Genomic DNA, 20,761 nt, shown 5'->3' with positions numbered 1-20,761 from the left:
GAGTCAGGTCATGCTGGTGCCGCTCTGCGCGTGCACCGGAATGTCGTCGGCCCACGGCTGCGACGTGACCATGTCGTCGACGTCGACATAGCCACGCTCGAATTCGCCGGTCGCCGCGTCGACCAGCCGGTATTCCTGGCGCTGGATGTGGATGGGCTGCGCGTCCAGGATCACCACCCGCACGTCACCGGGCTCGAAATGGCAGCGCTGCTGTAGCGCCTCGATGAGGCACTCGTTGTGCATGTGCCCGTCGCCGAAGTTCCATCCCAGCACCATCGAGCACAGGATCTCGCCCTCGCACAGGTTGTAGTCGTCCTCGGCGTAGCCGGCCAGCGCGCGGTGCACCAGGGTGAACAGCGCGCGCCCGTGGGTGTTCATCCCGCGGAACGCCATCGCGAGGTGCAGGGGGACCAGGGTCTCCTCTTTTGAGCCGTAGAGGCGTTCGAGCTGCAGGTGTTGCATCGGACCGAGCGCGTGCGAGCCGGTGCGGAACTTCTCGTCGACCGACGGCTTGACGCACCACACCGTGGTGTCCCAGTTGCCCGCGTAATAGCGCATGCCCGGCAGGAAGGACACCTTGCGCGGGTACAGGTTGCCGATGACGACGACACCGGCGATGACGACGAAGAGAATCGCCACCGGCAACGGGTTGGCCAGGTCCGACAATACGAGGCCGGCGTGCGCGACGAACAGCGACAGCACCCCGAAGATCATGAACACGTTCCACTCCAACGGCACCCCCATGGGGAAGGCCAGCAGGATGTTCAGGTGGAAGACGACCATCACGAACGCTGCGACGGCCGTCGGCCAGCCACCGTGCGAGAACAGCAGCGCCAGCGGCACCAGGCCTTCCACGGCGGTGGAGAAGTGCGCGATGAAACCCGCCAGCGCGCTGGGCCGCAGGTCGTCCGGATAGCGCTTGAACATCGACCGCTTCAGCGCCCCGGACGGGATGAACGGGTTGTTCGCCAGCATCGTCGAGATCACGAACGGGAAGTGCCGGTTGAGCTTTGAGGTGGCCGCCCCCAACCAGATCACCATGAAGACCACCTTGGCCCCGATGATGGGGTCCGCCCCGGAGAACAGGAAGACCAAGGCCAACGGCGCGTAGACCTCGCCGCGAGCGGCCAGGAAGATCACCTTGTCGCGCAGGCCGACGACGGCCAGGACGGCCAGGATCGCGACGGTGTGCCAGGGCGCCAGCACACCAATCTCGGTGTGCAGGGGCGGAATTGGGCCGGTGCCGTCGGACATCAGCGCGACGGCGAGCAGCGCCAGCAGCGCGCCGTAGAGGATCGCGTCGATCGGGCTGCGGACGCTGCCCTTGGTGAGCGGCACCCGATCGGGCCACGGGGGCAGCCGGACGGTGCCGGGGCGCAACCAGTACAGGATGGAGCCCATCGGCGGGAAGTACCGGCCGGCCAGCGGCCCGAAGCAGCAGCCCAGGCCGATGACTTCGAACAGCATCGTGTACAGGACGGCCTTCTCGAACACGATCGGTTCCGACCACCAGGCGGCGACGCCCGTGAAGCTGCCGATGCCCGTCGTGCACCACCCGAACACCCAGCCGCCGAGCACGTACAGCGCGATCTTCACGCCGTACATCACATGCATCACCAGCGGGGTGCCGAAGCCGTTCTCGGCGATGTGGCGCACCATCGGCACGATCCGCTGGGCGCGGGGTTGCTGGCTCCATTCGGCCACGTCGACGACGGGCAGATTCGGCTGGATGAACCCCATTGCAGCTCCTTCGGCACGGCTCGTTCCACCGGGCACTCGCCGTGAAGGAGAAGCTACCTGCCGCCACATTCGCACGGCAGCCGAATTACGCCGAAAAAGTCGGGCGGGCCCAATTCGCGGGCCAGCGGGGCGCGAAAAGGCGTCCCCGGATTTTTCAGTGGTGCGCCGTCAGGGTTTCGAACCCCGGACCCGCTGATTAAGAGTCAGCTGCTCTACCAACTGAGCTAACGGCGCTTTCGACGGCCGAGACCGCGTACGCGACAATAACAGGCGTCCTGCCGCGCTGTGAAATCCTCCGATCTGCTCCAGGATAGCCACGACCGCGGGGGCCGGCCGCTGGTGGTGGGCCGGTCGACGGGCGTACCGCCGAACTTGCCCGGCGAAACAGCCTGCGGCCGTTGAACCCAACTCAGAAAAGCGTTCCGCAGTACGGCGCCCGGTCGGTGCCGAAGGCGGCGTCGAGTGCGCGCAGCGCGCCGGGACGCAGTTCGGTGATGCGGTCCGCGCGGAACAGCTCGCGGACCCGGTAAGCGCCCATGTAAATCGTCGCCAAGTCGGCCAGTGAGATCTTGATGTCAGCCGGTCCGTCGTGCGGCGTGCACTTGCCCGCGCCATCCCGCGTCTGCAGCAGGAACTGCCCTCCCGCCAGGTTGAGCGGGTCGGCGACGTCCAGCACGATGTCGGCATCGGCGCCGTACTCGCGGGCACCAAGCACTTCTGGCACGTCGTTGATGCGTGCCCAGAGGAAATCGCTGACTCCTTTGGTCCGAGCGGCGCGCGGATTTCGCAACTTGAGCGGCAGCGGGTCGTCGCGCGGTACCTCGATCTCTATCCGGTCGAACATGTCCAGAAACAGCAGCGTCTGAAGCAGTTCGGTATGTGCTTCGTCCGTGATCGGGCAGAAGTCCTCGACGATCACCGTGCCGAAGGGTGGCTGGAAGGTGTGGTGCGGCTGATCAGCGATCCGATAGGTCAGGAAGCCGTCCGGGTGGACCGTGTGATACAGGGCAGACCGGTTGCCGCGCTGCGTCGGCCTGTCCTCCAAATAGTCCTCCCACCAAGCGTTATTGCGCGCCACGGCCCCGGGGGTGATGTCGCACCAGCGCTCGTAGATTTCCGGCAGCAGACGTCGTGCGCGGGCGGCGTTGACCTCGCGTGCCCGATTGGTACTGGGCGCGGCTCGCAATTTTGCCGCGCGCCGCTCGATCACGTAGGTGTGGCCGTGCGTCGCCACGCCGGCGCCGAAACCGTCGTAAATCGCGGTTTGGGTCGGGACACCGCAGATGATCGGGTAGCCGCGATCCAGCAGAATTCGCAGTCCCTGCGCGCTGAGCTGGGCCCAAATTCCCTTGCCCTGATGCGTCGAGGCGACCGAGATCATCGTCAACCACGCAGCCCGCAGGCTGATGCCCCCCGGGACGGTCAGCCGCGAACGGTAGATGATGGACGTGCCGACCGGAAATCGATCCTGCGGATCGGAGACGTCTTCCGCAATCAGAATGTCTTCCAACGAGACTCGGCGTTTCCAGGCTTCGACGGTGTGCGAATCCGCCGGGTCGCCGAATGTGCGAGCCTGGTTCTCATACAGAGCCAGCCAGTCGTCTTCGGTTGGGTGCCTAATCGCGATCGCGTTGTCCGTCGTGTTCATCGCTCATCCAATCCGACACTCGTCCAACCGAACCGGCGCCATGCATACCGAGTTTTCCTAACTAAGGCGCCGCTCCGACCGATACCCGACCACCGGTACATCAAACGCGGTTCTAGATTAATTGTGTTAAACGCCTGGACCTATCCGCTGGCGAGTGGCGATGGTCACTCGCAGCGGCAACCTGCTCCAGCGGCGACACCAATTCGGTGGGGCGGGCGTCAGGCGGCCCGCGGCCGGGTATAGGCATGGGCTGGGACTAGGACAGAAAGGGCCACAGATGCTGCAGGCAATCACCCGTCTCGCCATCGCCGCCCCGCGGCGCATCATCGGGATCGCCCTCCTGGTGCTAGTCGCAGCCGCGGCCTTCGGGCTGCCGGTGATCAACAGCCTGTCGGGGGGCGGTTTTCAGGACCCCACCTCCGAGTCTTCCCGGGCTACCGAGGTCCTGCGAAACAAGTTCAACGAGACCGATCAGCAGATGCTCATCGTCGTCACCGCCCCGGCCGGCGTGCAGAGCAACCAGGCCCGTGACGTCGGGATCGACATCGCCAACCGCCTGAAAACCTCGCCGTGGGTGCTGAACGTGTCCTCGGCGTGGACCTCCCCACCGCAAGCCGCCGCCCAGCTCGTCAGCAAGGACCACAAGTCCGGGATGATCGTCGCCGGCCTGAAAGGCGGGGAGAACGACGCCCAGAAGTACGCCAGCGCGTTGACGGACGAACTGGTGCACGACCGCGAAGGTGTGACCGTGCGCGCGGGTGGCATGGCCGTGGCGTACGCCCAGATCAACGACCAGAACGAGCGTGACCTGCTGTTGATGGAGTCGATCGCGATCCCGCTGAGCTTCGCGGTGCTGGTGTGGGTGCTCGGCGGCGTGGTCGCGGCGGCGCTGCCGATCATGCTGGGCGCCCTGGCCATCGTCTGCACCATGTCGGTGTTGCGGCTGATCACGTTCGCCACCGACGTGTCGACGTACGCGCTGGATCTCAGCATCGCGATGGGCCTTGCCCTCGCGATCGACTACAACCTGCTGATTATCAGCCGCTTCCGCGAGGAGCTGGCGCGCAGCGGCGACCGGGACCGGGCGCTGATCCGCACCATGGCCACCGCCGGCCGCACGGTGCTCTTCTCGGCGACCACCGTCGGGCTGTCGATGGCGGTGATGGCGGTGTTCCCCATGTATTTCCTGAAGTCGTCGGCCTACACCATCGTGGCCACCGCGGCCATCGTCGCGGTAGCGGCGGTCGTGATCACCCCCGCCGCGATCGCGCTGCTGGGGCCCCGGCTGGACGCGATGGACGCCCGTCGCGTGATGCACCGAGTCTTGCATGGGCAGCGGTCGTTCCGTGATCATGCGCACCAGCCGCTACAAGACCAGTTCTGGTACCGGTCCACCAGGTTCGTGTTACGTCACGCCCTGCCGGTCGGTCTGAGCGTGGTCGCCTTGCTGCTGTTGTTGGGCGTTCCCTTCCTCGGCGTGAAATGGGGCTTCCCGGACGAGCGGGTGTTGCCCCGGTCAGCGTCGTCCCGTCAGGTCGCGGACATGTTGGACAACGACTTTGCCAACGGGTTCGGAACGGGCGTCACCGTCGTGGTTCCCGACACGCGCGGTGTGACACCGGCCGACCTCGAGCGCTACGCCGCCGATCTGTCGCGGATACCCGACGTGTCCGCTGTCAGCGCGCCGACAGGAACGTTCGTCGCGGGGAATCGGGTGGGTCCGGCCGCCACGGCGACCGGGCTGGCCAACGGCGCTGCGTTCCTGTCCGTGACGAGCTCCGCGCCGCTGTATTCGCAGGCCTCCAACACTCAGCTGGACCGATTGCACCAGGTCGCCGGGCCGGCCGGACATCCCGTGGAGATGACGGGCCTGTCTCAGATCAACCGCGACAGCGTCAACGCGATCACCACGCGGTTGCCCCTGGTGTTCGCTTTGATCGCCCTGATCACCTTCGCGCTCCTGTTCTTGCTCACCGGGAGCGCCGTGCTGCCGCTGCAGGCGCTGGTGTGCAACGTGCTGTCGTTGACGGCCGCGTTCGGCGCCATGGTGTGGATCTTTCAAGACGGGAATCTCGGTGCGCTGGGGACGACGCCGAACGGGACGTTGAACGCCAACATCCCGGTTTTGTTGTTCTGCATCGCGTTCGGGCTGGCGATGGATTACGAGGTATTCCTGGTGTCCCGAATCCACGAGTACTGGCTGGCCTCGCAAGCCATCGAGGACACACCGCCGAGCCCCGCCGAAGAGCGCGCCGCCACCGACGAGAGCACGGCCTTGGGCATAGCGGGGATCGGCCGGGTGGTCACCACCGCCGCGGTGGTGATGTCGATCTCGTTCGCCGCACTGATCCCGGCTCACGTGTCGTTCATGCGGATGCTTGGCCTCGGCCTGACGCTCGCGGTGCTGGCCGATGCGACCCTGGTGCGAATGGTGTTGGTGCCCGCCTTCATTCACGCGCTTGGCCGGTGGACCTGGTGGGCGCCCAGACCGTTGGAGTGGCTGCGGAATCGGTCGGCCACCGGTGAGGACGCGGCCGCGGAGGTGGGCCGGCGGCGCTGGGCCGCCGACGCGCCCGAGTCGGCACGACCGATGATCAAGAGATGGCCGACGAAAGCGGCGAACCGTGGCTGACGCACGACCGTCGCTACTGCCTGCCGGGCTTTGCGGCTGACTTCCGACATCGACGGAGAACCTTTCCATGGCCCACGCGGAGATCGCCGCAGTGCTCGCGCTGAGTTCGGCGCTGTGCGTCGCGACCGGTGACGTTCTGCAGCAACGGGCGGCGCATTGCATCGAGGACAAGTCGATTGGTCACGTCGGACTGTTCGCTAGCCTGCTGCGAAACGGGCGGTGGTGGTGGGGTGCGGCGCTGCTCGTCGCGAGCGTCGGACTGCAGGCCGCCGCTCTGGGTCAGGGTTCGGTGCTCTTGGTGCAGGCGCTGCTCATGTGTTCGCTGCTGTTTGCGCTGCCGATCAACGCCAGGCTGTTTCATCGAAAGATGACCGGCGCGGAGTGGATATGGGCCGGGCTGCTGACGGTCTCCGTAACGGTGGTCGCCGTAGTCGGCAATCCGCGGGCCGGTCATTCGTCCGCGCCCCTGAGAACCTGGGCCCTCGTGGCCGCTGTGCTGGGGCCGCTGCTGGTCGCGTGCGTGGTGGCGGGCCGGATCTGGGGTGGCTCCGCGGCGGCGGTGCTGTTCGCCCTGGTGTCCGGTTCGCTGTGGGGAATCTTCGCGGTGCTCGCCAAGGAGGTCGTCGCCCGGCTCGGCGACGGCGCATGGGCGGTCATCCGAACCCCGGAGCTGTACGCCGCGATTCTGGTCACGGTCGGTGGTGTGGTGTGGAGCCAGGCGGCCTTCCGGGCCGGACCGCTGACCGCGTCGATGCCCGCGCTGCAGGTGTCGCAGCCGGTCGTGGGGGCGGCGCTGGGCGTAGTCGTGCTCGACGAGACGCTGGCTGCGGGCCCGATCAGGCTGAGCGTCCTCGCACTGGCGGTGTTGGCGATGGCGGCGGCCATCGTCAAGCTCGCGCGCATCGAGGCCGTCACGACCCACGACCGGGTCGAGGCCGAACTCCGCGACCGCATCGACCAACCGGCCTGAACGCACCATCCAGCCGGCCCGGCGTGGCACCTGGTCACGGACCTGTCAAGGTCGGCCTCTGAGGGCCACAAAACCCATTACAATGCGTGCACTGTTCTGGTCAGCGGTGACCAACTGGATCAATTTGGTGGAAGGTCACTCGATGACGCCTTTGCGCAGACGACGGTCGTGGCTGGCTGCCGCGATCGCTTCGGTTGCCGTGTTCGGCGCTGCCTGCGGTGGTGACCACACCGCCGCGCCGGCGAAAGTGATCTTCGACAAGGGCACCCCGTTCGCTGACCTGCTCGTCCCGAAGCTCACCTCCTCGGTGACCGACGGCGCCGTCGGAGTCACCGTCGATGCCCCGGTGACGGTCAGTGTCGCCGACGGCGTTCTGGCGTCGGTGACCATGGTCAACGAGAACGGCAAGTCCATCAGCGGACAGCTCAGTCCCGACGGGCTGCGCTGGTCGACCACCGAGCAACTCGGCTACAACAGGCGCTACACCTTGAACGTGAAAGCGCTGGGCATGGGCGGCGCGGCGACTCGGCAGATGACCTTCCAGACGAGTTCGCCCGCTCACCTGACGATGCCCTACGTCGCCCCGGGCGACGGCGAGGTCGTGGGCATCGGTGAGCCGGTGGCGATCCGGTTCGACGAGAACATCGCGAACCGTGCCGCCGCCCAGAAGGCCATCAAGATCACCACCAACCCGCCCGTCGAGGGCGCGTTCTACTGGCTCAACAATCGCGAAGTGCGTTGGCGCCCCGAGCATTTCTGGAAATCCGGAACGGCCATCGACGTGGCGGTCAACACCTACGGCGTCGATCTGGGTGACGGAATGTTCGGTGAGGACAACGTCAAGACCCACTTCACCATCGGCGACGAGGTCATTTCGACCGCCGACGACACCACCAAGACGGTGACCGTGCGCGTCAACGGCGAAGTGGTCAAGACCATGCCGACGTCGATGGGTAAGGACAGCACACCGACGGACAACGGCTTCTACATCATCGGCGGCCGGTTCAAGCACATCATCATGGACTCGTCGACCTACGGCGTTCCGGTCAACTCGCCCAACGGATATCGCACCGAAGTCGACTGGGCCACCCAGATGTCCTATAGCGGTGTCTTCGTGCACTCCGCGCCGTGGTCGGTCGGCGCCCAGGGGCACACCAACACCAGCCACGGGTGCCTGAACGTGAGCCCCAGCAACGCCGAGTGGTTCTACGACCACAGCAAGACCGGCGACATCGTCGAGGTCATCAACACGGTGGGGCCTACGCTGCCCGGCACGGAAGGGTTGGGCGACTGGAACATTCCCTGGCCGCAGTGGAAAGCGGGTAACGCCAACACCTGACGTGCGTGTCAGTCGGCCTTGTGCCAGGCCGCGCAGTTTCTGGTCATGAATGCGCGATCGCTCGGGAGGATCTGCACCACTTGCGGGCCGTCGTTGACGTTGTTGTCGATGATGTCGGTGGTGTCCAGGCTGCGCAGCCTCGCCCAGTAGCACCCGTATTTCCCGGCGCTTCGATAAGTGCCCGCAGCGATGTCGCTGCCGATGATGAACGTGCCGTCCGAGGCAATGGTCGTCTTCGGTCCCGGCGGGGGTGGCGGGGCGGCGGTCACGGTCACTGTCTTGGTCTCTGCCGGCACCGTCGACGTGACGGTGGTCGCCGTCTGGTTCGAACCCCCGCATGCCGCGAGCAGGGCAGCGCAGCCCGCGATGGCCGCGTTCAGGGGGAGCCGATGACGGTTCGGCGGCACGGCGCGCTGTCCCTCCCGTTCGGGGTGCATTCGCGTTGCGTGGGCCGGAACGACCCAGCGGTCAGGAAGCAGCAAGGGCTTCCGGCCGATTGGGGTGGCTGACGGGGCTCGAACCCGCGACATCCAGGATCACAACCTGGTGCTCTACCAGCTGAACTACAGCCACCATTGCCGCCAACGAGCGGCGACGTCGATACTAACCGGTCGGTGGCTCGGGGGCCGAATCGATTGGTCCCGGTGCCCCGCTGCCGCCGCTCAGGTCGGCGACCACCGCCTCGATCTCGCTGGTAGACGGACCCGGCGGGGGCACGAACGCGGTGCGCCGGTAGAACCGCAGCTCGTTGATCGATTCGTGGATGTCGGCCAGCGCCCGGTGGGCGAGCCCCTTGACCGGCTGGCCGAAGTAGATCCGCGGATACCAGCGCCGGCAGAGCTCCTTGATCGAGCTCACGTCGATCATCCGGTAGTGCAGGAACGAGTCCAGCGCCGGCATGTCACGGGAGATGAACGCGCGGTCGGTGGCGATGGAATTGCCCGCCAGCGGCGCCGTCTTGGGTTGCTTGACGTGCTTGCCGATGTAATCGAGCACCATCGCCTCGGCGGTCGCCAGGTCGACGGTCGACGCCCGCACCTCGTCGATCAGCCCTGAACGCGTGTGCATTTCGGTGACCACGTCGATCATCGACGACAGCGCCCCGTCGTCGGCGTGGATCACCACGTCGACGCCGTCGCCCAGAACGTTCAGGTCGGCGTCGGTGACCAGGGCCGCGATCTCGATCAACTTGTCCGAGCCCAGGTCCAGCCCCGTCATCTCGCAATCAATCCACACCAACTCGTCTCGCACAGCGCTCAGACTAGGCCCACGTGGCGCTCGCGCTGGCCATCGCCCCTAATCGCGCCGGAGAAGTAGGGTGAGCGTTGCCGGACCGCATGCCGAACCACTGGGAATGGGGGCGCAGCACGATGAGCACCGAATCCGCCGAGACACCCGCGCGCCGGATCGCCAACGGGTACGCCGTCGACGGGCAGGCACTCGAATTGGGCACGGTCGTCGTTGACGGCACCGTCGACCCGACGGCACAGATTCGCATCCCGTTGGCCACCATCAACCGGCACGGCCTGGTGGCCGGCGCGACCGGAACCGGCAAGACCAAGACGCTGCAGCTGATCGCCGAACAACTCAGCGCGGCGGGCGTGGCCGTGATGATGGCCGACGTCAAGGGCGACCTATCGGGTCTGGCCCGGCCGGGGGAGGCCAACGACAAGACCGCCGCGCGCGCCAAAGACACCGGCGACGACTGGGCGGCGACCGGATTCCCGGTCGAGTTCTTGTCGCTGGGCACCGGGAGACTGGGCGTGCCGGTCCGGGCGACCGTTGCCAGTTTCGGCCCCGTTCTGCTGTCGAAAGTCTTGGGGCTCAACGCCACTCAAGAGTCGACGCTGGGGCTGATCTTCTACTGGGCCCAGCAGGCCAACCGCCCGCTGGTCACCCTTGCTGACCTACGCGGCGTGATCAGCCACTTGGCGAGCGACGAGGGCAAGGCCGATCTGAAAGACCTGGGCGGTGTTTCGCCGACCACGGCGGGCGTCATCCTGCGGGCGCTGGTCAACCTCGCCGGCGAGGGCGGCGACACGTTCTTCGGCGAGCCGAAGCTCGATCCCCAGGACTTGCTGCGCGTCGACGACCGGGGCCACGGTGTCATCTCGCTGCTCGAATTCAGCGGTCAGTCACTGCGACCCGTCATCTTCTCCACCTTTCTGATGTGGGTGCTCGCCGACTTGTTCGCGGTGCTGCCCGAAATCGGCGACATCGACAAGCCCAAGCTGGTCTTCTTTTTCGACGAGGCGCACCTGCTGTTCGCCGACGCCTCCAAGGCGTTCCTCGCACAGGTCGAGCGGACCGTCAAACTGATCCGTTCCAAGGGCGTCGGGGTGTTCTTCTGCACGCAACTGCCCACCGACCTGCCCAACGATGTGCTCTCCCAGCTCGGCGCCCGGATCCAGCACGCGCTGCGGGCGTTTACCCCCGACGATCAGCAGGCGCTGAGCAAAACCGTGCGGACCTATCCGAAAACCGATGTCTACGACCTGGAGTCGGCGCTGACGTCGCTGGGTATCGGGGAGGCCGTCGTCACCGTGTTATCCGAGAAGGGCGCGCCCACCCCCGTCGCATGGACCCGCATGCGGGTGCCGCGGTCGCTGATGGCCTCGATCGGAAATGACGCGATCACCGCCGCAGCGAAAAGCAGTCCGCTGCAAGAGAAATACGGGCAGACCATCGAACAGCCGGCTCCGCCTCAGGTTGGCGCGCCGGATCGGCAGGCCCCGCCGCCGCAGGCCCAGTCCGATTATCCGCCGGTGCCGGCGAACGAGCCGCCGCTGCCGATGCCGCAGCCGGCAGAGCCGAAAGGCCCCGCCATGTGGGAGGAAGTGCTGAGCAACCCGACTGTGAAAAGCGGCATCAACACGGCGATCCGCGAAATCACCAAGAACATCTTCGGTACCGGCCGCCGCCGCCGGAAGTAACGACTACCCGCCGCCGAGCTTTTTGTAGAAGCCGCCGACGATGGGCGCGACGATAGCGCGCGGCGCGTAGCCGCTGGCCACCGACATCGCCTTCGACGTCAGGCCCGGAACCACGCGCATCTTGTTGCGCGCCAAGGCATCCAGGGACACCTGGGCTGTGTGTTCGGTGGAGATCCACAGGAATTCCGGCACCAGCCTTTCGACCAGCGACCGTTCGGCGTCGTCGGGCAGGTCGGTGCGCACGGGTCCGGGCGCCAGCAGCGTGACGTGCACACCGGAGTGGCGCAGCTCGCCGCGAAGCGACTCGCTGAATGTGTTGGCGAACGCCTTGCTGGCCGCATAGGTGGCGTTGTACGGAATCGGCGAATTGCCCGCCGCCGACCCGGAAATCAGGATTCCGCCGGCCTTGCGCTCAACCATGCCGGGCAGCACCGCCAGCGTAAGGTCGTGTACGCCCAGCACATTCAGCTGCAGCTGGGCCTTCTCGCCCGCGGGGTCCAGCGTCGCCACCGGACCGAAGGTCGCGGTGCCGGCATTGGCGCACAGGATCGAAATGGGCCGGGCTGCCAGTTCTTCGCACAACTTCGCCCGTTCCCCGGGATCGGCAAGGTCGGCGGGTCGCACGTCGACCGTGACGCGGTACTTGTCGCTCAGGCGGGCGGCCAGCTCGTTGAGCAGGTCTTCGCGTCGCGCGGTGACTATCAGGCTGTGTCCGCGAGCGGCCAGTTCGGTCGCCAGCGCCTCGCCGATGTTCTGCGAGGCTCCGGTCACAACGGCACGCCCGTCTGGGCTGGGAGCGGGGATCGGCATGAGCCAATCGTAGACAGCGCGCGCGGCGAAGCCGGGCGCGGCGGGTCGGCTGCGAAGCAGATTGCAGCGATCGCGAGCGCGGCGAAGCCGGGCGCGGCGGGTCGACTGCGAAACAGATTGCAGCGATCGCGAGCGCGGCGAAGCCGGGCGCGGCGGGTCGACTGCGAAACAAATTGCAGCGATCGCGAGCGCGGCGAAGCCGGGCGCGGCGGGTCGGCTGCGAAGCAAATAGAGTGCCGGGCATGGGTCAGCCGTCGTCGCGTTCGCTCACGCCGGTGCCATCCCGGGTGGTCGCGTGGGCGCTCTGGGACTGCGGCTCCACCGGCCTTAACGCGATCGTGGGGACCTTCGTCTTCTCGGTGTATCTGACCAGCAGCGTGGGGGTGGGCATCTCCGGTGCCACCACGCCGGCAAGCTGGTTGGGGCGCGCCGCCGCCATCGCCGGATTGACGGTCGCGCTGCTGGCGCCGGCCGTCGGCGTCTGGGTGGAGTCCCCGCATCGCCGGCGGGTGGCCTTGAGCGTCTTGACCGCTTTGGCCGTCGCGCTGACGTGCGCGATGTTCTTCATCCACGACCGCCCCGGTTATCTGTGGGCCGGGCTGGTGCTGATGGGGGCGACGGCGGCCTGCGGCGACCTGGCCAGCGTCCCGTATAACGCCATGCTGCGCCAACTTTCGACGCCGCAGACCGCTGGCCGGATTTCCGGGGTGGGCTGGGCGGCCGGTTACGTCGGCAGCGTCCTGCTGCTGCTCGTGGTCTACAGCGGGTTCATTTCCGGGGAGGGCTCCGGGCCGAACGCGACGCGTGGGTTCTTGCGGGTGTCCATGCACGACGGCCTCTACGTCCGGGAGGCAATGCTGGTCGCGGCGGCCTGGCTGGCGATCTTTGCCCTGCCGCTGCTGTTCGTCGCGCATCGGCTTCCCGACTCGGCCGAGGCCTACGAGCCGACGAGCATGCTCGGCGGCTACCGCAAGCTGTGGACCGAGGTCTCCGCGGAATGGCGGCGAGACCGCAACCTGGTCTACTTCTTGTTCGCCAGCGCACTTTTCCGCGACGGCCTGGCGGCGATCTTCGCCTTCGGCGCCGTGCTCGGCGTCAACGTGTACGGCATCTCGCAGGGTGACGTGCTGGTGTTCGGTGTGGTGGCCAGCGTGGTCGCGGCCGTGGGCGCGGTGCTGGGCGGGTTCGTCGATCACCGGGTCGGGTCGAAACCCGTCATCGTGGCGTCGCTGGCCGCGATCGTCGTCCTGGGCATCACGCTGATGCTGCTGTCCGGTCCGGTGGCGTTCTGGATCTGCGGGCTACTGCTGTGCATGTTCATCGGGCCGTCGCAGTCGTCCTCGCGTGCCCTGCTGCTGCAGATGGCGAAACACGGCAGGGAAGGGGTCGCCTTCGGCCTCTACACGATGACCGGGCGGGCGGTGGCGTTCGTCGCGCCCTGGCTGTTCTCGGTATTCGTGGACATCTTCGGCGCCGTGCGCGCAGGTCTGGGCGGCATCTCGCTGGTGCTGCTCGCCGGTCTGCTGGCGATGCTGGCGGTTCGGGTTCCCGCACGCGGCGCTCTCGCGGCCGAACCGTCCTAAGGCGCTTAGCCCCTCGAGTCGCAGATCGTCAGGCCCACGCCGACGCGCTTGCTCATCTGGACACCGTCGACGGTGACCGAACAGGTGACGTTGTGGCCGATGTTGACGATCGTGACGTTGGCCGGATGCGCGGCCGAGTTGGCCAGGCTGACCTCTTTGGTCCATGGCAGCGCGACGTTGAATTCGGTCTGGATCAGGTCGCCGGTATCGATGTACATGATGCTGATCGCCCGGCCCTCGCCGGCCACGCTGTAGACGATGTCTTGCATCGCGGCCGGGCCGGTGGACTCGGTGGGCGTCGGGTAACCGCCGGTGGGCGGCACGGGGGCCGGGATGCGCGGTGTCGACGTGCGTGTCGACGGGCTGGGCATCGTCGCGGTCGTCTCCGGCATGGCAGGCAGCGGCGGGACGGCGGTCTGCGTCTTGATCGCGTCGTTCACCAGCACCAAAGCGATGACCAGGGCGACCACCAGCAGCACGGCCGCGCCGGCGACGATCCACAGCCACCGCGGCGGAGGCTTCGGGCCATCCGGCGGTGGGGGCGCCGACCCCGGGGGTTGTCCGGACGAAGGCAGCTCGTGCTGCCAGTACGCCGGCAACTCCTTGGTGGTGTTGGCCTCGTTCATGTCGTGCGCCCACGGCGGAGCCTGCCCGCCGTAGGTGGGCGCATAGCGCGCCTGATCGGCGTATGCGGGGTCGGCGGGCGGATACCACGGGCCCTGCGGGCCCGATCCCGGCAGAGAGGGGCTGAACCGCTCGGTGGGACGTGAATCGTTCATGTCCACCTCATGGATTGCAGAGTACCTGCGCCGCGCCTCCGAACGGCGAATCACCTCACCAGCGGTGACTCAGGGGCAGCGGTTCCCGGCGGCCAGCGCGGCGACCGTCATCGCTCGCATGACGGCGCGCGACCGCGCGGTGCGGGCGGATTTGCTGCGCGAGGTGTCGGGCGATTTCATGCTGTGCGGCGTCGAGTTGAGTAGGCCGAAGACCGCGTGGGCCGCCAGCCGGGCGTCGGCCTCGGCCAGGTCGGGGTCCAGCTCGCGCAGCACTCCGACCCACACCTCGACGTATTGGCGTTGCGCTTTGCGCACCTGCTTCTCGGCCGTCTGGGGTAGGTGCGCGAGGTCGCGGTCCTGGATGCGGATCAGGTCGGGCTCGCCGAACGCGAAGTCCAGGTGGAAGTCGATCAAACCGTCCAGCGCGGTGGCCGCGTCGGAGCTGCGGGCCCGCACCTCCCGGGCGCCCGCGAGCAGGCGTGCGCTGATGCCCACCAGCAGCTCAACCAGCAGCGACTCCTTGTTGGGAAAGTGGCGGTAGATGGCGGGGCCGCTCACCCCGGCGGCCGCGCCGATGTCCTCCAGCCGCACGGCGAGGAAGCCGCGCTCGGCGAACAGGCGCTCGGCCGCCGCCAGCAGCTGCAAGCGGCGGTCGGATTTCAACTGGCTGCGTCGATTTGGGACATCCGGTGGGCCCGGCTGCCCGTCCGAGGTGGACGTTGTCATGACGAATCCCCGTCCAGTTGGTTAATCGTCACTAACTTAGCACGAGTCTTCCGCGGCTTAACCTGCCGTAATGGGTGCGACGGTCCGGTGTCGTCGTCCCTGGACCGGCGGGATCGATGATGGTATTCTCAGCCGTGAGTTAATGAGCATTAACTCAAAACCCCCGCCCGACGGCAAGGAGGTTGCTGCGGCGATGGACCAGGCCGGCGCGGGTTGCGTGAACCGCATCATCACCGACTTGGCCGGCATCGACGTATGCGATGACGGTCTGCGTTTCGTCGAGACCGCCCCCGGCGTCTCGGCCGACGAGGTGCGCGACAAGACCGAACCGCCGCTTGTGCTGGCGAGGACCGGGAGGCATTCGTGAGTTCAGCAGTGATGACCGCGCCATCGTTCGCCGACGAGCACCGCCGGCTGGTGACCGAGTTGAACGCCAAGCTGGCGGCCGCGGCGCTGGGCGGCAACGAACGCGCCCGCGAACGTCACGTCAGCCGCGGCAAGCTGCTACCGCGCGAGCGGGTGGATCGACTGCTCGACCCGGGCAGCCCGTTCCTGGAACTGGCCCCGCTGGCCGCCAACGGCATGTACGACGACGAATCCCCGGGCGCCGGAATCATCACCGGGATCGGCCGGGTGTCGGGCCGCGAGTGCGTGATCGTCGCCAACGACGCGACGGTCAAGGGCGGTACCTACTATCCGATGACCGTCAAGAAGCACCTGCGCGCACAGGAAGTCGCGCTGCAGAACCGCCTGCCCTGCATCTACCTGGTGGACTCAGGCGGCGCCTTCCTGCCGCGCCAGGACGAGGTGTTTCCCGACCGCGAGCACTTCGGCCGTATCTTCTACAACCAGGCGACCATGAGCGCCAAGGAGATTCCGCAGGTGGCCGCCGTCCTCGGTTCGTGCACGGCCGGCGGCGCCTACGTGCCGGCGATGAGCGACGAGGCCGTCATCGTGCGTGAGCAGGGGACCATCTTCCTGGGCGGTCCGCCCCTGGTGAAGGCCGCTACCGGCGAGGTGGTCTCGGCGGAGGACCTCGGCGGCGGAGACCTGCACTCGCGGATCTCCGGTGTCACCGACCACCTCGCCGACGACGACGAACACGCGCTGCGCATCGTCAGGGCGATCGCCGCGACCTTCGGCCCGCGCGACCCCGCCCAATGGGAGGTGTTGCCGTCCGTCGAACCCAAGCACCCGCAGAGCGAGCTCTACGATGTGGTGCCGCCGGATCCGCGGGTGCCCTACGACGTGCGCGAGGTGGTCGTGCGGCTGGTCGACGGCGGCGAATTCAGCGAGTTCAAGGCCAATTACGGCAAGACTTTGGTGACCGCGTTCGCCCGCATCCACGGCCACCCGGTCGGGATCGTCGCCAACAACGGCGTCCTGTTCAGTGAATCCGCTTTGAAGGGCGCCCATTTCATCGAGCTGTGCGACAAACGCAAGATCCCGCTGCTATTCCTGCAGAACATCGCCGGCTTCATGGTCGGCCGTGACTACGAGGCCGGCGGCATCGCCAAGCACGGCGCCAAGATGGTGACGGCCGTGGCCTGCGCCCGGGTGCCCAAGCTGACCGTAGTGATCGGTGGATCCTATGGCGCGGGCAACTATTCGATGTGCGGCCGGGCGTACTCCCCACGCTTCCTGTGGATGTGGCCCAACGCCCGGATCTCGGTCATGGGCGGTGAGCAGGCGGCCTCGGTGCTGGCGACGGTGCGCGGCGAACAGCTCGCCGCGGCCGGAAAACCCTGGCCGCCCGACGAGGAGGAGGCGTTCAAGGCGCCCATTCGCGCGCAATACGAGGACCAGGGCAACCCGTACTATTCGACCGCCCGACTGTGGGACGACGGCATCATCGACCCCGCTGACACCAGAACCGTTGTCGGGCTTGCCCTTTCGGTATGCGCCCACGCCCCGCTGGATCCGGTCTCCTACGGCGTCTTCCGGATGTGATGACCATGTTCGAGACCGTCTTGGTGGCCAACCGCGGCGAGATCGCTGTCCGGGTGATGCGCACCCTGCGCCGGCTGGGTATCCGATCGGTCGCGGTGTACAGCGACGCCGACGTCGAGGCCCGGCATGTCCAGGAGGCCGACGCGGCCGTCCGCCTCGGTCCCGCCCCTGCCCGCGAGAGCTACCTCGACATCGGCAAGGTGCTCGATGCGGCGGCACGCACCGGTGCCCGGGCGATCCATCCGGGCTACGGATTCCTCTCCGAGAACGCCGAATTCGCCGCCGCCTGCGAGCGGGCCGGCGTGGTGTTCCTCGGCCCGCCGGCGCGAGCCATCCAGGTGATGGGCGACAAGATCACCGCCAAGAACGCGGTCGCCGCCTTCGACGTGCCGGTGGTGCCCGGGGTGGCCAAGCCGGGGCTGAGCGACGACGAGTTAGCCTCGGCCGCAGACGAAATCGGCTATCCGGTGCTGATCAAGCCCTCGGCGGGCGGCGGCGGCAAGGGCATGCGCCTGGTGGACGACCCGAGCCGGCTGCGCGACGCGCTGGTCGGCGCGCGACGGGAGGCCGCCGCCGCGTTCGGTGACGACACCCTTTTTCTGGAACGATTTGTCTTGCGCCCCAGACATATCGAAGTGCAGGTGCTCGCCGACACGCACGGCAACGTGGTGCACCTGGGTGAGCGCGAATGCAGCCTGCAGCGCCGCCACCAGAAGGTGATCGAGGAGGCGCCGTCCCCCTTGCTCGACCCACAGACCCGCGCGCGCATCGGGGCGGCGGCGTGCAACACCGCCCGCAGCGTCGATTACGTCGGCGCGGGCACAGTGGAGTTCATCGTCTCCGCCGACCGGCCCGACGAGTTCTTTTTCATGGAGATGAACACCCGCCTTCAGGTGGAACACCCCGTCACCGAGGCGGTTACCGGCCTGGACCTGGTCGAGTGGCAGCTTCGGGTGGCCGCGGGCGAGAAGCTGGGGTTCGCGCAGGACGACGTCGAACTGCGGGGCCACGCGATCGAGGCCCGGGTGTACGCCGAGGACCCCGCGCGGGGATTCCTGCCCACCGGCGGCAAGGTGCTGCGGGTATCCGAACCGTCGGGTGCCGGCGTGCGGGTCGACTCGTCGCTGCTGGCGGGCACGGTGGTGGGCAGTGATTACGACCCGATGCTGAGCAAGGTGATCGCCTACGGCGACGACCGCGACGAGGCGTTGGCGAAACTCGACGCGGCGCTCACGCAGACCGCGATCCTGGGCGTGCAGACCAACATCGAGTTCCTCCGGTTCCTGCTCGCCGACGAGCGGGTGCAAGCCGGTGACCTCGATACGGCGCTGCTGGACGAGAGGGTGGCGGACTTCGCGCCATTGCCGGCGCCCGACGACGTGCTCGCCGCCGGGGGGCTCTATCGCCAGTGGGCGCTGGACCGGCGCGCCGCGGGCAACCCTTGGGCCGTCCCGACCGGATGGCGGGTCGGGGGCGCGCCCGCGCCCGTGCGGACCGAGATGCAGACCCCGTTGCGCAGCGACACCGTGTCGGTTTGGGGACCACCCACCGACGCCCGGGTACAGGTGGGTGCTGGCGAGATCCAGTGCGCCGCCGTGCAAGTGGACGGGGAACGGATGGACGTCACGCTGGACGGCGTGCGCCGCGAATACCGTTGGGCGGAGGCCGACCGGCATCTGTGGATCGCCGACGAACGGGGAGCGTGGCACCTGCGCGAGGCCGAGGAACACAAGATCCACCGCGCCGCCGGTGCGCAGCAGGCCGAGATCCTCAGCCCCATGCCCGGCAGCGTGATCGCGGTCCAGGCCGCTTCCGGCGACGAGGTGTCCGAGGGGGACGTGGTGGTGGTCGTGGAGGCGATGAAGATGGAACACTCGCTCCCCGCACCCGTTTCGGGACGAGTGGAGCTCTTGGTCTCCGTCGGCGACCAGGTCACGGTCGACCAGGTACTGGCCCGGCTGGTGCCCGAAGAGCCCGAAGCAGCAGATTCGAGTGAGGACGAAACATGACGACATCCACCAGCGCGGGAACGCTGACCAAGGAATACGAGGATCTTCGCGCCACGGTCGCCGAGTTCGCGCGCACCGTGGTCGCACCCGTTTCGGCCAAACACGATGAAGAGCACAGCTTCCCGTACGAAGTCGTCGCCAAAATGGGCGAGATGGGGTTGTTCGGCCTGCCGTTCCCCGAGGAGTACGGCGGCATGGGCGGTGATTACTTTGCCCTGTCGCTGGCGCTCGAGGAACTGGGAAGGGTCGACCAATCGGTGGCGATCACCTTGGAGGCCGGTGTCAGCCTCGGCGCGATGCCGATCTTCCGCTTCGGCTCCAAAGAGCAGAAAAGCAAGTGGCTGCCGGACTTGACGGCCGGCCGGGCCCTGGCCGCCTTCGGGCTCACCGAGCCGGGTGCCGGTTCCGACGCGGGCGCCACCCGGACCACGGCCCGTCTCGATGACGGTGAGTGGGTGATCAACGGCAGCAAGCAGTTCATCACCAACTCCGGCACCGACATCACCAAACTGGTCACCGTCACCGCCGTCACGGGAACGATCGGTGACGGCAAGAAAGAGATCTCGACGATCATCGTGCCCAACGGCACACCGGGATTCACCGTCGAACCGGTTTACAGCAAGGTCGGTTGGAATGCCTCCGACACCCACCCGTTGAGCTTCGCCGACGCCCGCGTGCCGGAGGAGAACCTGCTCGGTCCCCGCGGAACCGGCTACGCCAACTTCCTGTCCATCCTGGACGAGGGCCGCATCGCGATCGCCGCACTGGCGACCGGCGCCGCGCAGGGCTGCGTCGACGAGAGCGTCAAGTACGCCACGCAACGCCAGTCCTTCGGCCAGCCGATCGGGTCCTACCAGGCGATCAGCTTCAAGATCGCCCGGATGGAAGCCCGCGCCCACGTCGCCCGCACGGCGTATTACGATGCGGCCGCAAAGATGTTGGCCGGCAAGCCGTTCAAGAAGGAGGCGGCGATCGCGAAGATGATCGCGTCGGAGGCGGCCATGGACAACGCGCGCGACGCCACCCAGATCCACGGCGGGTACGGATTCATGAACGAGTACCCGGTGGCACGTCACTACCGCGACAGCAAGATCCTCGAGATCGGTGAGGGCACCACCGAGGTGCAGCTGATGCTCATCGCGCGGTCGCTGGGGCTGTCATGAGCGACAAGTCAATTATCCAGCGGGGCCTGTGGTTTGAGGAATTCGAGATCGGCACAACGTACCTGCACCGGCCCGGTCGCACGGTCACCGAAGCCGACAACGTGTTGTTCACCACGCTGACGATGAACACCCAGTCGTTGCACCTGGATGCGGCGTGGGCCGCCCAACAGCCGGGCTTTCGGGGCGAGCGCCTGGTGAACTCCATGTTCACGTTGTCGACGGTGGTCGGGCTGTCGGTGTCACAGCTGACGCTGGGCACCATCGTCGCCAATCTCGGATTCTCCGAGGTGTCGTTTCCCAAGCCGGTCTTCCACGGTGACACGCTGTATGCGGAAACGGTGTGCACCGGCAAACGTGAGTCGAAGAGCCGGCCCGGCGAGGGCATCGTTACTCTCGAGCACACGGGGCGCAACCAGGACGGCGATGTCGTTGCGCGCGCCGTGCGCACCACGCTGGTCCAGAAGCGCCCCGACTAAGAG

At 67.3% G+C, this 20,761-nt stretch carries 17 protein-coding genes and 2 tRNA genes; 10 read left to right on the top strand and 9 right to left on the bottom strand.

Annotation, left to right across the window (positions count from 1 at the left end; genetic code table 11):
- Nucleotides 1–3: 3 nt before the first annotated feature.
- The 3 genes from A5695_RS07815 to A5695_RS07805 form a co-directional block, all read right to left on the bottom strand.
- The gene (locus A5695_RS07815) at nucleotides 4–1,740 is read right to left on the bottom strand and encodes a DUF3556 domain-containing protein (RefSeq protein ID WP_068079680.1); all 1,737 of its coding nucleotides are present in this window, start codon (nucleotides 1,738–1,740) and stop codon (nucleotides 4–6) included.
- A gap of 158 nt (nucleotides 1,741–1,898) precedes the next feature.
- Nucleotides 1,899–1,974: transfer RNA gene (locus A5695_RS07810), tRNA-Lys, on the bottom strand.
- Nucleotides 1,975–2,149: 175 nt separating this feature from the next.
- Complete coding sequence (locus A5695_RS07805; protein WP_068079678.1) at nucleotides 2,150–3,388, bottom strand: GNAT family N-acetyltransferase; 1,239 nt, start codon at nucleotides 3,386–3,388, stop codon at nucleotides 2,150–2,152.
- 277 nt (nucleotides 3,389–3,665) lie between these two features.
- On the opposite strand from A5695_RS07805, the gene A5695_RS07800 reads away from it, so the two are divergent.
- The 3 genes from A5695_RS07800 (at nucleotide 3,666) to A5695_RS07790 (ending at nucleotide 8,329) form a co-directional block, all read left to right on the top strand.
- Nucleotides 3,666–6,020, top strand: coding sequence for an MMPL family transporter (locus tag A5695_RS07800; protein ID WP_068079676.1), 2,355 nt, complete (start codon nucleotides 3,666–3,668; stop codon nucleotides 6,018–6,020).
- A gap of 67 nt (nucleotides 6,021–6,087) precedes the next feature.
- A complete protein-coding gene (locus A5695_RS07795) occupies nucleotides 6,088–6,990 on the top strand; it encodes a DMT family transporter (RefSeq protein ID WP_068079674.1) in 903 nt (300 codons plus the stop codon).
- A 142-nt stretch (nucleotides 6,991–7,132) separates the two neighbouring features.
- Nucleotides 7,133–8,329: an Ig-like domain-containing protein gene (locus tag A5695_RS07790; RefSeq protein WP_068079763.1), complete on the top strand. Its 1,197-nt coding sequence runs from the start codon at nucleotides 7,133–7,135 to the stop codon at nucleotides 8,327–8,329.
- Nucleotides 8,330–8,337: 8 nt separating this feature from the next.
- Here A5695_RS07790 and A5695_RS07785 read toward each other — a convergent pair whose 3' ends face one another.
- The 3 genes from A5695_RS07785 to orn form a co-directional block, all read right to left on the bottom strand.
- A complete protein-coding gene (locus tag A5695_RS07785; RefSeq protein WP_231974753.1) occupies nucleotides 8,338–8,766 on the bottom strand; it encodes a hypothetical protein in 429 nt (142 codons plus the stop codon).
- A 60-nt stretch (nucleotides 8,767–8,826) separates the two neighbouring features.
- Nucleotides 8,827–8,902 (bottom strand) — tRNA-His (locus A5695_RS07780).
- Between the two features lie 30 nt (nucleotides 8,903–8,932).
- Nucleotides 8,933–9,580: an oligoribonuclease gene (orn, locus tag A5695_RS07775; protein WP_068079672.1), complete on the bottom strand. Its 648-nt coding sequence runs from the start codon at nucleotides 9,578–9,580 to the stop codon at nucleotides 8,933–8,935.
- 119 nt (nucleotides 9,581–9,699) lie between these two features.
- Between orn and A5695_RS07770 the strand changes: the two genes are divergently transcribed.
- Nucleotides 9,700–11,262, top strand: a complete 1,563-nt coding sequence (locus A5695_RS07770) for a helicase HerA-like domain-containing protein (protein ID WP_068079759.1) — start codon at nucleotides 9,700–9,702, stop codon at nucleotides 11,260–11,262.
- 3 nt (nucleotides 11,263–11,265) lie between these two features.
- Here the strand turns inward: A5695_RS07770 and cmrA are convergent, their stop codons facing one another.
- Complete coding sequence (gene cmrA / locus A5695_RS07765; RefSeq protein WP_068079757.1) at nucleotides 11,266–12,072, bottom strand: mycolate reductase; 807 nt, start codon at nucleotides 12,070–12,072, stop codon at nucleotides 11,266–11,268.
- A gap of 242 nt (nucleotides 12,073–12,314) precedes the next feature.
- Between cmrA and A5695_RS07760 the strand changes: the two genes are divergently transcribed.
- Nucleotides 12,315–13,655 (top strand): MFS transporter, encoded by a 1,341-nt coding sequence (locus tag A5695_RS07760; RefSeq protein ID WP_068079670.1) that lies wholly within the window; start codon nucleotides 12,315–12,317, stop codon nucleotides 13,653–13,655.
- Between the two features lie 5 nt (nucleotides 13,656–13,660).
- Here the strand turns inward: A5695_RS07760 and A5695_RS07755 are convergent, their stop codons facing one another.
- The gene (locus tag A5695_RS07755; protein WP_197515391.1) at nucleotides 13,661–14,440 is read right to left on the bottom strand and encodes an MmpS family transport accessory protein; all 780 of its coding nucleotides are present in this window, start codon (nucleotides 14,438–14,440) and stop codon (nucleotides 13,661–13,663) included.
- Between the two features lie 63 nt (nucleotides 14,441–14,503).
- Nucleotides 14,504–15,160, bottom strand: a complete 657-nt coding sequence (locus A5695_RS07750; protein WP_082945898.1) for a TetR/AcrR family transcriptional regulator — start codon at nucleotides 15,158–15,160, stop codon at nucleotides 14,504–14,506.
- 70 nt (nucleotides 15,161–15,230) lie between these two features.
- Here A5695_RS07750 and A5695_RS30190 point away from each other — a divergent pair, with 70 nt between their 5' ends.
- Genes A5695_RS30190 through A5695_RS07725 form a run of 5 tightly spaced genes read left to right on the top strand, consistent with a single transcriptional unit; the run spans nucleotide 15,231 to nucleotide 20,758 of the window.
- Entirely contained in the window at nucleotides 15,231–15,527 is a 297-nt protein-coding gene (locus tag A5695_RS30190) for a hypothetical protein (protein ID WP_369830167.1), read from the top strand.
- Nucleotides 15,528–15,538: 11 nt separating this feature from the next.
- Nucleotides 15,539–17,110 carry a carboxyl transferase domain-containing protein gene (locus tag A5695_RS07740; RefSeq protein WP_068079664.1) on the top strand — a complete coding sequence of 524 codons (1,572 nt, stop codon included), beginning with the start codon at nucleotides 15,539–15,541 and terminating at the stop codon, nucleotides 17,108–17,110.
- 5 nt (nucleotides 17,111–17,115) lie between these two features.
- Nucleotides 17,116–19,119 carry an acetyl/propionyl/methylcrotonyl-CoA carboxylase subunit alpha gene (locus A5695_RS07735; RefSeq protein ID WP_068079753.1) on the top strand — a complete coding sequence of 668 codons (2,004 nt, stop codon included), beginning with the start codon at nucleotides 17,116–17,118 and terminating at the stop codon, nucleotides 19,117–19,119.
- Nucleotides 19,116–20,282: an acyl-CoA dehydrogenase family protein gene (locus A5695_RS07730; RefSeq protein ID WP_068079662.1), complete on the top strand. Its 1,167-nt coding sequence runs from the start codon at nucleotides 19,116–19,118 to the stop codon at nucleotides 20,280–20,282. Before A5695_RS07735 ends, A5695_RS07730 begins: the two co-directional genes overlap by 4 nt.
- Nucleotides 20,279–20,758, top strand: a complete 480-nt coding sequence (locus A5695_RS07725) for a MaoC family dehydratase (RefSeq protein ID WP_068079660.1) — start codon at nucleotides 20,279–20,281, stop codon at nucleotides 20,756–20,758. Before A5695_RS07730 ends, A5695_RS07725 begins: the two co-directional genes overlap by 4 nt.
- Nucleotides 20,759–20,761 lie beyond the last annotated feature (3 nt).

Source organism: Mycobacterium sp. E1747, from assembly GCF_001667775.1.
Classification (GTDB): domain Bacteria; phylum Actinomycetota; class Actinomycetes; order Mycobacteriales; family Mycobacteriaceae; genus Mycobacterium.
The sequence above is the reverse complement of the archived record's forward strand: the minus strand, read 5'-3'. Positions and strand labels throughout refer to the sequence as shown.

Bases quoted from the DNA above. Each gene is read 5' to 3' on its own strand.
- A5695_RS30190 (WP_369830167.1), top strand. From the start codon at position 15,231: ATGGGTGCGACGGTCCGGTGTCGTCGTCCCTGGACCGGCGGGATCGAT.
- A5695_RS07800 (WP_068079676.1), top strand. From the start codon at position 3,666: ATGCTGCAGGCAATCACCCGTCTCGCCATCGCCGCCCCGCGGCGCATC.
- A5695_RS07795 (WP_068079674.1), top strand. From the start codon at position 6,088: ATGGCCCACGCGGAGATCGCCGCAGTGCTCGCGCTGAGTTCGGCGCTG.
- A5695_RS07725 (WP_068079660.1), top strand. From the start codon at position 20,279: ATGAGCGACAAGTCAATTATCCAGCGGGGCCTGTGGTTTGAGGAATTC.
- A5695_RS07805 (WP_068079678.1), bottom strand. From the start codon at position 3,388: ATGAACACGACGGACAACGCGATCGCGATTAGGCACCCAACCGAAGAC.
- A5695_RS07790 (WP_068079763.1), top strand. From the start codon at position 7,133: ATGACGCCTTTGCGCAGACGACGGTCGTGGCTGGCTGCCGCGATCGCT.
- A5695_RS07815 (WP_068079680.1), bottom strand. From the start codon at position 1,740: ATGGGGTTCATCCAGCCGAATCTGCCCGTCGTCGACGTGGCCGAATGG.
- A5695_RS07735 (WP_068079753.1), top strand. From the start codon at position 17,116: ATGTTCGAGACCGTCTTGGTGGCCAACCGCGGCGAGATCGCTGTCCGG.
- A5695_RS07740 (WP_068079664.1), top strand. From the start codon at position 15,539: ATGACCGCGCCATCGTTCGCCGACGAGCACCGCCGGCTGGTGACCGAG.
- A5695_RS07730 (WP_068079662.1), top strand. From the start codon at position 19,116: ATGACGACATCCACCAGCGCGGGAACGCTGACCAAGGAATACGAGGAT.
- A5695_RS07760 (WP_068079670.1), top strand. From the start codon at position 12,315: ATGGGTCAGCCGTCGTCGCGTTCGCTCACGCCGGTGCCATCCCGGGTG.
- A5695_RS07770 (WP_068079759.1), top strand. From the start codon at position 9,700: ATGAGCACCGAATCCGCCGAGACACCCGCGCGCCGGATCGCCAACGGG.
- cmrA (WP_068079757.1), bottom strand. From the start codon at position 12,072: ATGCCGATCCCCGCTCCCAGCCCAGACGGGCGTGCCGTTGTGACCGGA.
- A5695_RS07750 (WP_082945898.1), bottom strand. From the start codon at position 15,160: ATGACAACGTCCACCTCGGACGGGCAGCCGGGCCCACCGGATGTCCCA.
- A5695_RS07785 (WP_231974753.1), bottom strand. From the start codon at position 8,766: ATGCACCCCGAACGGGAGGGACAGCGCGCCGTGCCGCCGAACCGTCAT.